This window comes from Larkinella ripae (genome assembly GCF_054780775.1).
On record NZ_BAAGVR010000017.1, the window covers coordinates 119764 to 132998 of the forward strand.

Consider the following 13235-nt stretch of genomic DNA (forward strand, 5'->3'; position numbering starts at 1 on the left):
AGGAGGGGAAACAAAGGAGGGAGGGAGAAGAAGAAAGCTCTTTTCGTCCGCTTCGCCCTGTACCGTTATTCCTCATATCCAAACCGTTTCAACGCACGTTCTTTGCTGCGCCAGTCGGGTTCAACTTTTACATATTGTTCAAGGAACACCTTTTTACCGAAGAAGCGTTCCAGTTCTTCGCGGGCCATGATACCCGTTTTTTTAATCATTTTACCACCTTCGCCCAGCAGAATCGCCCGTTGGGTGGCCCGTTCCACCAGAATTTCGGACTGGACGACAATGATGTCTTCTTTTTCCTTAAAACCGGTAATCACCACTTCGCAACTGTAAGGAACCTCTTTTTTGTAATTCAGGAAGATTTTCTCACGAATAATTTCAGAGGCAAAAAACCGCTCGGGCCGGTCGGTCAACTCATCCTTCGGGAAATAGGGTGGGTGCACCGGTAAGCGGTTTACAATGGCTTCAAACAGCGGGCCGATGTTTTGCGCATTGAGTGCCGAAATCGGGAGGATCGATTCAGCCTTGAAATTCTCCTGCCAATACTGAATTTTCTCAGCGATTTGCTCCGGAGTTGCCAGATCAATTTTATTGATCAGCAGCAAAACCGGGGTCTGGGTCTTCTGCAAGCGTTCGATCACGTCATCTTCGTCGTGTTTTTCGAAAATGTCGGTCACAAACAAAATTACATCGGCATCTTCGAGCGAACCGCGCACGAAGCTCATCATGGATTCGTGCAGGCGGTATTGCGGTTTGATGATGCCAGGGGTATCCGAATAGACCAGTTGAAACTCCTGCCCGTTGTGCACGCCGTTCAGGATGCCCATGATGCGGTGGCGGGTGGTTTGCGCTTTGGAGGTGATAATCGACAACCGCTCGCCCACCAGTTGGTTCATCAGCGTCGATTTGCCCACATTGGGTTTGCCGACAATACTGACATAACCGGCTTTATGGTCCGGGGCATACGTTTCAGTAGAACTATTCATGGACTTGATAACCAACGGGTACAGAAAAAAACTCCCCTCCGGGCTATAAATTTTAGCGGGAGGGGTTAAATTTTTTGCAAAGGTAATTGTTTTTTATCAAATAGCTCGTACCTTTGCAGTCCAAACATCGCGGGATGGAGCAGTTGGTAGCTCGTTGGGCTCATAACCCAAAGGTCGCTGGTTCGAGTCCAGCTCCCGCTACTCCGAAAGACAGGCCACACAATTGTGTGGTCTTTTTCGTTTTCAGCCGTCGCTTGTTCCTGATTTGAACGTAATTTGCCTCACGAACCAAATCAGGAATACGGTTTTTTTGCCGCGCCAATCCAGATCACCGAAAACCGGGTCTCCTGATCGCCCGAACACCCCCGCTGCATCGTAGGTCGGCCAGGAGAACAAACTGACCAAGCACTGGGTCTTCAGCGGGGTGCATTCCGGCGAATTTTCGGAATACCGGCCACCGGCAAATCCGTAACCCTACAAGGCTCCACCATCGTCCGGATGGAAAACGGCCTCATTATGGAAGAACAGGATTTCTTCGACAACCTCGACTTGCTGACTCAACGGGGCGTCTACTGATTCGGACCAGCCCGAAAACAAAACGAATCGAATTGACAAAAATCGCCCATCAGGGCTGCTCAAAACCGCCGGATCATAAGATGATCCGGCGGTTTTTGCTTTGCGTCCCTGCCAAAATCCCGCTTCTTTCAATTTATTTATTTACTGTACAGACTCAAATTTGGAAGCACCTGTTCTGGTGCGCTATCTTCACTGCTTGTTTAATGCAAATCGGAAACACCTAAACGGCCTCTTCAGTAGACCTAAACACCTGCATTGCGTATGATTTTGATTGTTGATGACAGGCCGGAAAATATCCTCCCCTTAAAAAAAATACTTGAACTACACGGTTTTAAGGTCGACACGGCCGACTCGGGCGAGGAAGCCCTGAAAAAAGTCCTGAAAGCCAATTACGCGGTGATCATTCTGGATGTGCAAATGCCCGGCATGGACGGTTTTGAGGTCGCCAATGCCATTGCCGGTTTTAGTAAGGCCAAAGACACGTCCATCATGTTTCTGTCGGCGGTCAATACCGAAAAGAAATTCATTACCCAGGGCTATACCTCGGGCGGGGTCGATTACCTGGCGAAGCCCGTAGACCCGGATATTCTGGTGTTGAAAGTAAAGAACCTGCACCGGCTGTATCGGCAGCAGCAGGAATTGCGGGAAGCGCAAACGTCGCTGCAACAGGAGGTTGAGGTGCGGAAACGGGCCCAGGAGGAGATCGCGGGCCGGATGCAGGAGCTGCGGGCGGTTCTGGCTTCACTGCCCCAGATGGCTTTTGCCATCAAGCCCGACGGCCAGATCGAATACGTCAATGAGTACTGGTTTCAGTATTCGGCCGATCCAACGGCTTTTCCGCAGTTCCACCCCGACGACGACATTTACAACGAATGGACGATTTATTTTGAAAACGCCATTGAGTTTACGCGCGAAGTTCGGCTGAAAAAACTGGATACGGGCGAATACCGCTACCACCTCCTGCGCATCATCCCCATCCGGCAGCAGGAGGCAACCGTGCGTTGGGTCGGAACGTTTACGGATATCCATCCCCAGAAAATGGCCGCGGAACTGCTGGAACACGAGGTGGAACTACGGACCAAGGAACTGCTGGTAAAAAATGTCGAACTTGAACGAAGTAATCACGAACTTCAGCAGTTTACCTGGGTTGTTTCCCACGATTTAAAGGAACCGCTCCGGAAAATACAGATTTTGAATGACCTGATTAAAGAGAAATATTTGGCGACGAATCCGGAAGCGGTTTCGTACCTCGAACGGTCCATCAATTCGTCGGCCCGCATGTCGAGTCTGATCAACGATTTGCTTGCGTACTCGCAGCTGGCCACGCCGGCTTTATTCGAGTTGACGGATCTGAACCGGATTGTCAAAGAAATTCTGTCGGATTTTGACGAATTGATCAGTAAAAAAGGAGCGACCATCACCGTGGAGCCTTTACCGGAGATCGACACCATACCGGGCCGGATTCGGCAGGTGTTTCAGAACCTGGTCAGTAACGCGTTGAAGTTTTCTAAAAAAGAAACCGCCCCGGTTATTACCATTACGGCCGAGTTGGTTAAAGAAAAAGCCGTCAACAGTGAACCGGCGCCCGACGGGCCGTATTGCCGGATCATCGTGCGCGATAACGGCATCGGATTTGACGAAAAGTTTATCGACCGGATTTTTGTTATTTTTCAGCGACTGGCGAGCCAGACCAGCTACGAAGGCACCGGTATCGGTCTGGCAATTGCCAAAAAGAACATGGACAAACACAACGGAATTATTTCTGCCAGAAGCCGGGTGGGGGAAGGAAGCGAGTTTATTCTGATTCTTCCGGTTCGGCAGGGAAATGACGGGGAAGAGACTAAAAATTAAGCGATTTTAAAAGCGAAACCATGCCGCATTCGACTTCTAATTCCGTTATACGACAGCTACAGATTGTTTTTTCTTTTTCCGTTTTATTGCTGCTCGTCAGCCTGATCGCTTCGTTTTACAGCACGCAGAAACTGATCGAAAATTCGCAGCTGGTTAATCACACGAATCAGATCCTGATTGAGTCCGAGAATATCATCTCGTACGTGAAAGACGCCGAAACCGGGCAACGCGGTTTTCTGGTTACGCTCGATCCGCTTTTTCTGCAGCCTTACAACGGCAGTTACGAAAAGGTTACGAATAGCTATAATATTGTTCGGCAATTAACGGTGGATAATCCGGTACAGCAAAAAAATCTGGCCGAGACCAAGACGCTTTATGAGGCCAAATTCACCCAGATGCAGCGCGTGATCGACCTGGTGAAGCGGAGCAAATTTTTTCTACGGGATACCGTCGAGCGGCACCGGGAAATGACGCGCGGCAGAAAGGTCATGGATGATCTCCGGATTGTAATCAATCAGATTAAGAAGGATGAAAACGAGCTGTTGGCGACTCGTCTTGAGCAGCAGCAGATTTACATTACGTACACGCCGTATCTGCTCGTGGTGGCGGCTATTATCTCGGTGATCATCACGGGGAGCGCCTACATGCGAATCAAAAAAGACCTGGACGACCGGATTGCCAAACAGAAAGAAGCCGAGGCAAAATACCGGGAAACCGCCGAACGGATCACGGTTATGGAAGACCAGACGTCGGATATTGCCGAGGGCAACTACGCCATCCGAAGTCAGGATAATCAGGACGATGAACTGGGGCGCATTGCGAAGGCGTTGAACACCATGGCGGAGTCGCTGGAAACGACGTTTACGGATTTAAACAGCCGGAACTGGCTGCAAACCGGAACCGTTCAATTGAATGAAGCCCTGCGGGATGAGCGGGATTTAAACCAGCTCGCCAACAACCTGATTGCTACGCTTACCCGGTATTTGGATGCGCCCATCGGCACGGTTTACATCATTGATAATGACGCCAGTTTTAAGCTGGCCGGAAGCTACGCGGCCCACCATTCGCCCGCTACGGTTAAGATCGGTGAAGGCCTGGTGGGCGAAGTGATCAGAAACAAAAAACCGCTGGTGGTTCACGATTTACCTGCTGATTACCTCAAGGTCAATTCGTCGCTCGGCAGCACCCCGCCGACCGCGCTGATCATTGTACCGCTGGTGTACGCCCGGGTGTGCATCGGCGCCATTGAAATTGGTTTGTTGCGCAAACCCGAATCGCTGGAGATCCGGTTTTTAGAGGATAATCTGGAAAGCATCGCCATCGGCATCAACGCGGCTCTGGACTACGTGAAACTGCAGAATTTCCTGGAAGAAACGCAGGCCCAGTCCGAGGAATTGCAGGCGCAGCACAACGAACTGGAAAACGTCAATGCCGAGCTGGAAGCGCAGTCGCTGAAACTACAGGCTTCGGAGGAGGAACTGCGGGTGCAACAGGAGGAATTGCAGCAAACCAATGCCGAACTCGAAGAACGCAGCTTTTTGCTGGAAGAAAAAAACAACGAAATTCAGCGCAAGGCCGAAGAACTGGAGCTGAGCACCCGCTACAAATCCGAGTTTCTGGCCAATATGTCGCACGAACTGCGCACTCCGCTCAATTCGATCCTGCTGCTGAGTCGCCTGCTGGCCGAAAACAACGAGGAAAATCTGTCGGAGGATCAGATCGATTATGCGAAAGTCATTCAGTCGTCCGGAAACGGCTTGCTGGGTCTGATTGACGAAATTCTGGATCTTTCCAAAATTGAGGCTGGGCAGATGAAGCTGGAATACCTGAATGTTTCGCTGCCCGAAATAACCGATGAACTCCAGGCATTGTTTGCTCCGCTGGCGAAAGAAAAAGGCCTGAAATTCGAAATCGTTATCGACAAGAATGTGCCCGCGGTTATTGAGACGGACCGGATGCGCCTGGGCCAGATCTTGAAAAACCTGATCTCAAATGCCCTTAAATTTACCTCAAAAGGCGGTATTACGCTGGCGGTCAAGCGGACTCCCCGGACGGACTCCACGCTGAGCTTTAGCGTCAAGGATACCGGTATCGGCATTCCGCCGGAAAAGCAGCAGCTCATTTTTGAGGCTTTTCAACAGGCCGACGGTTCCACCAAACGGAAATACGGAGGTACCGGGCTGGGCCTTTCCATCAGCCGCGAACTGGCAAAATTGCTGGGGGGTGAAATTGTCCTTTCCAGCACCGTGAACGAAGGCAGCGAGTTTACGATTCACCTGCCCATCAATGGTTTACCGGCCGATCACAGCCTGAACCAGACGACGCAGTATGTGAGCCGTAACCCGGAACCGGTGGTGAGCAACGAACCCGCCCCGGCGAATAAATACATCAGCACGACCATTCCGGAAAGCGTACCCGACGACCGCAAGTCGATTACGGACCGCGATAAAGTCATCCTGATCATTGAAGACGACACGAACTTTGCCAAATCCCTGCTGGATTACTCCCGCAAGAAAGGCTACAAGGGCGTGGTGGCGGTGCGGGGGGACGAAGGGCTGAAACTGGCCGGAATCTACAAACCGCTCGGCATTTTGCTGGACATCCAGTTGCCGATCATGAGCGGCTGGCAGGTGATGGACGCGCTAAAAGCCGATCCGCAAACCCGCCACATTCCGGTGCACATCATGTCGTCGCACAAGCTGAAAAATGAAAGTTTGCTGAAAGGCGCCGTTGATTTTGTCGATAAACCGGTGGCATTTGAGCAGATGCAGGAGATTTTTGAAAAGATTGAGTACGTCCTGAACCGCACGACGAAAAAAGTCCTGATTATCGAAGACAACCCGAAGCACGCCAAAGCACTGGCGTATTTTCTGGAGTCCTTCAACATTCATTCCGAGCTGAAAAGTAATGTATCGGAAGGCGTCGATGCGCTGCAAAAAGAAGAAATCGACTGCGTGATTCTGGACATGGGAATCCCCGATACGAAGGCGTATGAAACGCTGGAAGAAGCCAAAAAAAACCCGGGTCTGGAAAACCTGCCGATCATCATTTTTACCGGCAAAAGCCTTTCACTGGCCGAAGAATTAAAAATCAAGAAATACGCCGACTCCATCATTCTGAAAACCGCCCATTCGTACCAGCGGATGCTGGACGAAGTGTCTCTTTTCCTGCATTTGGTCGATGAAAATAAAAAGTCCGGCAAAAAGGGCGAAGACTTTAAAAAACTGGGTGCTTTGAGCCAGGTGCTGGCCAATAAAACCGTGTTGATTGCCGACGATGATGTTCGGAATATTTTCTCGCTTTCCAAGGCGCTGGAGAATTATAAAATGAACGTGATTACGGCCCTGGATGGCAAAGAAGCGTATCAGAAACTTCAGGAAAACCCGGGGATTGACCTTGTGCTGCTGGATATGATGATGCCGCAAATGGATGGATACGAAACCGCTCAGAAAATCCGGGAAAATTACCAGTGGAAAAACCTGCCGGTGATTGCCGTGACGGCCAAAGCCATGACCGGCGACCGGGAAAAGTGCATTCAGGCGGGCGCTTCCGATTACATTACCAAGCCGGTCGATATCGATCAGCTTATGTCTTTGTTGCGGGTTTGGCTTTATGAACGTTCCTGATCCGATTGCTCCCGTGTACCTTAATTCCCAAGCAGCCATGCCTAAAAAAAGGATCCTGATTATTGATGATGACGCGCGCAACATCTTCGCCCTGAGCGCTACGTTGAAAGCAAAAGCATTCGAGTGCCTGTCGTGCACCACGGCCCAGGATGCGCTGGAGCTGTTGCAGACGGACGAGGTCGTCGATGCGGTTCTGATTGACATGATGATGCCGGAGATGGACGGGTATGAAGCCATCCCGCGGATAAAAAACATCGCAAAACGCGCTAAAACCCCTATTTTTTCGGTAACCGCCCAGGCTATGGTCGGCGATCGGGAAAAATGCCTGCAGGCCGGGGCGACGGATTACATCTCGAAACCGGTTGATGTGGATCGGCTGCTGCAACTTCTGTCGCGTATTTAAAGGAGGAATGATGATTGAAGATGACGAAGTTGATCTGATCGTGAATGATCTGTTTGAGGTGTACGGCTATGACTTCACGAACTACGCCCGGGCCTCGTTGAAAAGGCGGATCAACCGGCTGTTTATCCTGGATAAGTTTCCGAGTTTTGCCGAATTCAGATACCGGATCAAATCGGACGTTACGTACCTGAAAGAAGTGATTGAAGGACTGACCGTTACCGTGACGGAAATGTTTCGCGATCCGGTATTTTACAAGTCGCTGCGCACGGACGTTATTCCCACGCTTTCGGCCAAACCGTTTATCCGGGTCTGGCACGCGGGCTGTTCAACCGGCGAGGAAGTTTTTTCGATGGCGATCCTGTTGAAAGAAGCGAACTTATTGCAAAAATCCCTGCTCTACGCAACGGATTTAAACCCGGAAGTGCTTGAAAAAGCCCGGAAGGGGATTTTCCCGCTGGCGCAGATGAAACTGTACTCCGAAAATTACATTGAATCGGGCGGAAAACAGGATTTTTCGGCTTATTATACTGCCCAGTATGGCCAGGTTAAATTTGACGAAAAGCTGGCGGATAAAATGATCTTTTCAACCCATAATCTGGTTTCTGACCGGTCTTTTAATGAATTTGACCTGGTTTTGTGCCGGAATGTGTTAATTTATTTCGACAAAGAGTTGCAGGAAAAAACCCTGAGTTTATTCGATGAAAGCATTGGTAAGCTGGGCTATCTGGCGCTGGGCGCCAAAGAAACCCTGAACTTTTCGACCATCAAACCGAAGTACAGACAGTTGAGCAAAGAAAAAATATGGCGGAAATCAAGCTGAAAAAGGGCTATAAAGCGGTGATCATCGGCGGTTCGGCGGGCAGCATTGAAGTGTTGCTGCAACTGCTTCCGGCTTTGCCTTCTGCTCTGTCGTTCGCCCTGATCATCGTACTCCACCGTAAAAATTCGGTTGATTCGTCGCTGGCGAATTTATTGTCCCTTAAAACCGCCCTTCCGATCAAAGAAGTGGAGGACAAGGACCCCGTCTTGACGGGCACGATTTATCTGGCGCCCCCCGATTACCACCTTCTGATTGAAAAAGAGGAGGTTTTTTCGCTGGATGATTCCGAAAAAGTCAATTACAGCCGCCCTTCGCTCGATGTGACCTTCGAATCGGCCGCCGATGTATACGGTCCGGAACTGGTCGGCGTTTTGCTGTCGGGCGCCAATTCCGACGGCACGGCGGGTCTGAATGCGGTTAAGAAAGCGGGCGGGATCATTGTGGCCCAGCAACCCGAAAGTGCGCAATCCGGTTTTATGCCTCAGCAGGCCATTCTGCACACCCCCATCGACCGCGTGCTCGATGTGGAGGAGCTCAGCGCCTTCCTCCGTTCGCTGAACGCGGTTTCGTAGCGTCACCGGTTTTTATTGTTCCTCCACAGTGCCCGCGCCCAGTTCCTGAAACAGCGTCTGCCAGTATTGGGTGACGGCCGGGTTGTTTTCTTTTACCGATGCTTCCGGGGCAAACGGCAGAATCATGGCAATATCCGGGCTGCCAATCGTGTAGCGCCTGAGTTGTTCGACATCGGCTTTGGCCCAGGTTTCGGCCTGTGCGTTGTCTTTCGGCGGGGTTTTATGAAAATCCCGGCGGCCGGCGCTGTACACGCTCTCCACCATGTCGCTGAGGTAATACACTTTCACCGTGGCCCCGGTTTCGTTGGCTTTGGCGATGACGGGCAAACTGGCCCAGATGTCGGTTTCTTTGCCGGATGAGGACGGATTCGGCAGCGCCAGTTGTTGCAGAACACGCTGCCGGATCGCGGTTTTTTCGCGGCCCAGCGACAGGTCGAAACTGGTCTGGGCGGCTTCGCGGTCGGTGGCGTTGGCGCTGCTGATGTCTTCCATTTCTGAGCGGGTCGATACCGACAGCGCCCGGGCCTTCGACGTATTTTCGTGGATGAAGTACACCTCCAGTTTATCGCCTTTGTTCTTGATGTTCTGCTCGATAATCTCGTTGATGGCGGTCTGGTATTTTTGCGCCACAAACGCTTTGTTGGCGTTGACGCTGACGGATTTATCCAGGAAGATCAGCGTGTAAAGGGGGCTGGTTTTCGACGTAGTCGCATTGGTTTCTTTCCCGCTATCGGAGGAGCAGGCGACGAGGGTCAGCAGCAGAACGCAGCTCAAAAGTACGGTTTTCATAAGTGCTCAGCAGTCCTTGAATTCCCGGTTTTGCCAACGTCAATTCGTCGGAGATCGGGTCCTTCTAAAACGGCTCGTACGGCGAGTTGTTTGGTACGGCCGTTCTGATTCCCTCGAATTTGCGTTTTCTTTTCCGGAATGACCCGGCGCCCGGCTTTGGTTGTTTGTGACCAAAACCGGGTTCCGGACAATCAAATGTACCAACTTTGTTGGTATCTTGCTTAATCTGCTGATAACAAACCCCTCACGCCCGGTATGCACTCGATTTCCACCCGTCGGTTTACGCTCGTCCTGCTTTTGGTGGCGCTTTCGGTCCGCCTGCTGGCCCAGACCACTGACGCGCCCGCCCGCAGGGAAGGCGACGGCCCGCACAAGCGACTCCTCATCCGGGGCGTTACGCTCATCAACAGCACCGGTGCGCCCCCGGTTGGTCCCATCGACATTGTGGTGGAGAAAAACCGCATCACGCAGATTCGGCAGGTCGGTTATCCCGGCGTTCCGATTGACGAAAAACACCGCCCGCAGGCCAACCCCGGCGACAAAGTCCTGAATTGCGACGGCATGTATCTGATGCCCGGTTTTGTCGATATGCACGGTCACATCGGCGGCAAAGCGCAGGGCACACCCGCCGAATACGTGTTTAAACTCTGGCTGGCCCACGGCATCACCACCATTCGCGACCCCTCGGCGGGCAACGGCCTCGACTGGGTGCTGGACCACCGCGCCAAAAGCGAGCGCAACGAAATTACGGCCCCGCGCATCAAGGCGTACACATCGTTCGGGCAGGGCGCGAAAGAAACCATCTCAACGCCGGAACAGGCCCGCGCCTGGGTGCGCGAAAATGCCAGAAAAGGCGCCGACGGCATCAAGTTTTTCGGGGCCGAACCGGAGGTGTTCAAAGCCGCTCTGGATGAAAACAAAAAACTCGGTCTGCGGTCGGCCTGTCACCATGCCCAACTGGAGGTGGCCCGGATGAATGTGCTGGCGACGGCCAAAGCCGGTCTGACAACGATGGAACACTGGTACGGGTTGCCCGAAGCCTTGTTTGAAGACAAGACGATTCAGGCGTACCCGGCGGATTATAACTACAACAACGAGCAAAACCGGTTCGAGGAAGCGGGCAAACTCTGGCTGCAGGCCGCCAAACCGGGCACGGAGAAGTGGAACCGGGTGATGGACGAACTGATTGCGATGGACTTCACGATCGACCCGACGTTTAACATTTACGAAGCCAACCGCGAGCTGATGCTGGCGCGCCGGGCCGAGTGGCACGACGACTATACTTTGCCCGCGCTCTGGCGGTTTTACGGACCCAGCCGGATTTCGCACGGTTCGTACTGGCACAACTGGGGGACCGAGCAGGAGGTGACCTGGAAGCGGAACTACCAGCTCTGGATGGCGTTTATCAACGAATACAAAAACCGGGGTGGCCGCGTCACGGCGGGCTCGGATTCGGGCTTTATTTACCAGTTATACGGTTTTGCCTACATCCGCGAACTGGAACTCCTGCGCGAAGCCGGTTTTCATCCGCTGGAAGTGATTCGGGCCGCCACCCTGAAAGGGGCCGAAGCCCTCGGCATGGCCGGGCAGATTGGCTCGGTGGAAGTCGGTAAACTGGCGGATTTTGTGATCACGGAAGAAAATCCGCTGGCCAACCTGAAGGTGCTGTACGGCACGGGCGCCATTCACCTGAACGAAAAAAACGAAGTGACGCGCGTTGGCGGGGTGAAATACACCGTAAAAGACGGGGTTGTCTACGACGCCAGGCAACTGCTGGCCGATGTTCGCAAAATCGTTACCGAAGCCAAACAGAAAGAAAACTTTGAAATCACGCAACCGGGCGTTGCGCCAAAACCGGCTAAACTTTCGGGCGGAAATTAACGCCGAATTGTCCTGAACGGGGATTCCTCTGCGGAATCCCCGTTCAGGACAATTCGGTTCATACCTACGGTTTGTTACTGTCCACCACCAGCTTATTCTCCCGGTTCACCACTTCCCAGGCCGTGTAAAACACCAGCTGCGCTGATTTTTCGGCCAGCTTGAAATTAATCTTTTCCACGTCATCGCCGGGGCGGTGGTAGTCGGCGTGCAGGCCGTTGAAGTAGAAAATAATGGGGATTTTGTGCTTGGCGAAGTTATAATGATCGGAGCGGTAATAAATCCGTTGCGGATCGTTGGGATCGTTGTATTTGTAATCCAGCTCCATCATCGTGTATTTCCGGTTGGCGTCCTCGCTGATCTGGTGCAGTTCCGACGACAGTTTGTCGGAGCCAATCACGTAAATAAAGTTGTCGGATTTGCCCTCGTGCAGGTCGTCCACGCGGCCCACCATGTCGATGTTCAGGTTGCAGACGGTTTTGTTCAGGGGTAAAACCGGGTCGATGTCCGCGTAATATTCCGAGCCCAGCAGCCCTTTTTCTTCGCCCGAAACCGTCAGGAACAACATGCTCCGGCGCGGACCGTGGCCCTCGGCTTTGGCTTTGGCGAAGGCCTGCGCAATTTCAATCACCGACACCGTGCCCGAGCCGTCGTCGTTGGCCCCGTTGTTCACCTGTCCATCGGCGCTGATGCCAATGTGATCGTAGTGGGCCGAAACCACCACCACTTCCTCTTTTTTGTCGGTTCCTTCCAGAAAACCCAGCACGTTGCTGCTCTCCAGAATTTCGTCTTTGCGCTCGGCTTTCAGGTTGATTTTTCCTTTCACTACCCCCGAGTTGGCTTTGCCGGTTTTATGGATTCTGGCCACCGCAGCCAGTAATTTAGCCGGTGTGGTGTTCAGCAGATCCGCGCCCATTTCCTGCGTAATCAGAAACGTGCCGACGGCTCCGATTTTCTCCATCGACGGTTTCAGGCTCATCCGGTTAAACCGTCCCATAAGCGCAGTGCGCTGGGCCACCAGCCGGCGGTAGGCTTCCGGCGATTCGGCGGAGATGATAAACACCTGCTCGGCCCCTTTGTCTTTGGCAATCAGGGCCTTTTTACGAACGCTTTCTTCGTTGCTCCAGTCCGACGGTTTGGCCGAGTTGGAAATGACGTACGTTCCGTTTGCTTTTTTGGGTTCGCCTTCCAGAATGACCACGGCCTTGCCCTGCACATTCAGTTTCGCGTAATCGTTGTACTGATCCGTCAGAATCCCGTAACCCGCAAAAACCGTCTCCGTGGCGGTTTCCTGCATCACGGCAAACAAACCGTTGACGATGAAATCTTTCGGATAGGTGTAGGTTTTGTCGCCGGCTTTGACGTAAAAATCCCCCCAGGTTTTTTGGTAGAGCTTAAACGGCTGAAAATAGCCCGTCTTGCCGTCTTCCGTTTTCACGATGGGCTGGAGATTTTCGGCGGCAAACTGCTTGGCAATGTAATCGGCGGCTTTCCGCTGCCCGGCTTTTCCGGTTTCGCGTCCTTCCATATCGTCGGCCGCCAGCACGCGGAGGTGTTTTTCAAGGTCGCCAGCCTGAATCGTGCTGGCGTAGTCGGTGGCGGTTTGGGCCGTTGCCAACTGGCAGCACAACACGAAACCGGCACTGTACTTCAAATACGACATAAGAATGTTGTGAAGAGATAACAAACAAAAAGCAGGACCCAACCGACCCTGCCTGTGCAAATATAAAACGAAAT

10 protein-coding genes and 1 tRNA gene are annotated in these 13235 nt (G+C 52.4%); 8 read left to right on the plus strand and 3 right to left on the minus strand.

Features of this window, described 5'->3' with window-relative positions; translation table 11 throughout:
* Window positions 1–65: 65 nt before the first annotated feature.
* Window positions 66–983, minus strand: a complete 918-nt coding sequence (gene era, locus ACYVHX_RS09790) for a GTPase Era (RefSeq protein WP_460671444.1) — start codon at window positions 981–983, stop codon at window positions 66–68.
* A 128-nt stretch (window positions 984–1111) separates the two neighbouring features.
* On the opposite strand from era, the gene ACYVHX_RS09795 reads away from it, so the two are divergent.
* The 7 genes from ACYVHX_RS09795 to ACYVHX_RS09825 all read left to right on the plus strand — a co-directional run bounded on the left by ACYVHX_RS09795 (window position 1112) and on the right by ACYVHX_RS09825 (window position 8831).
* Window positions 1112–1184, plus strand: a tRNA-Met gene (locus ACYVHX_RS09795).
* Window positions 1185–1472: 288 nt separating this feature from the next.
* Window positions 1473–1559: a hypothetical protein gene (locus ACYVHX_RS09800; protein WP_460671638.1), complete on the plus strand. Its 87-nt coding sequence runs from the start codon at window positions 1473–1475 to the stop codon at window positions 1557–1559.
* Window positions 1560–1820: 261 nt separating this feature from the next.
* Complete coding sequence (locus ACYVHX_RS09805; RefSeq protein ID WP_460671445.1) at window positions 1821–3410, plus strand: hybrid sensor histidine kinase/response regulator; 1590 nt, start codon at window positions 1821–1823, stop codon at window positions 3408–3410.
* A 20-nt stretch (window positions 3411–3430) separates the two neighbouring features.
* On the plus strand, window positions 3431–7036 hold the full coding sequence (locus ACYVHX_RS09810) for a response regulator (RefSeq protein ID WP_460671446.1): 3606 nt from the start codon (window positions 3431–3433) through the stop codon (window positions 7034–7036).
* Window positions 7037–7073: 37 nt separating this feature from the next.
* Entirely contained in the window at window positions 7074–7439 is a 366-nt protein-coding gene (locus ACYVHX_RS09815; RefSeq protein WP_460671447.1) for a response regulator, read from the plus strand.
* Between the two features lie 10 nt (window positions 7440–7449).
* A complete protein-coding gene (locus tag ACYVHX_RS09820; protein WP_460671639.1) occupies window positions 7450–8259 on the plus strand; it encodes a CheR family methyltransferase in 810 nt (269 codons plus the stop codon).
* Window positions 8241–8831 (plus strand): chemotaxis protein CheB, encoded by a 591-nt coding sequence (locus ACYVHX_RS09825; protein WP_460671448.1) that lies wholly within the window; start codon window positions 8241–8243, stop codon window positions 8829–8831. Before ACYVHX_RS09820 ends, ACYVHX_RS09825 begins: the two co-directional genes overlap by 19 nt.
* A gap of 12 nt (window positions 8832–8843) precedes the next feature.
* Here ACYVHX_RS09825 and ACYVHX_RS09830 read toward each other — a convergent pair whose 3' ends face one another.
* Complete coding sequence (locus ACYVHX_RS09830) at window positions 8844–9620, minus strand: hypothetical protein (protein ID WP_460671449.1); 777 nt, start codon at window positions 9618–9620, stop codon at window positions 8844–8846.
* 255 nt (window positions 9621–9875) lie between these two features.
* On the opposite strand from ACYVHX_RS09830, the gene ACYVHX_RS09835 reads away from it, so the two are divergent.
* Window positions 9876–11501, plus strand: a complete 1626-nt coding sequence (locus ACYVHX_RS09835) for an amidohydrolase family protein (protein ID WP_460671450.1) — start codon at window positions 9876–9878, stop codon at window positions 11499–11501.
* Window positions 11502–11565: 64 nt separating this feature from the next.
* On the opposite strand, the gene ACYVHX_RS09840 is transcribed toward ACYVHX_RS09835, so the two are convergent.
* Window positions 11566–13161, minus strand: a complete 1596-nt coding sequence (locus ACYVHX_RS09840) for a M28 family peptidase (protein ID WP_460671451.1) — start codon at window positions 13159–13161, stop codon at window positions 11566–11568.
* Window positions 13162–13235: the final 74 nt, after the last annotated feature.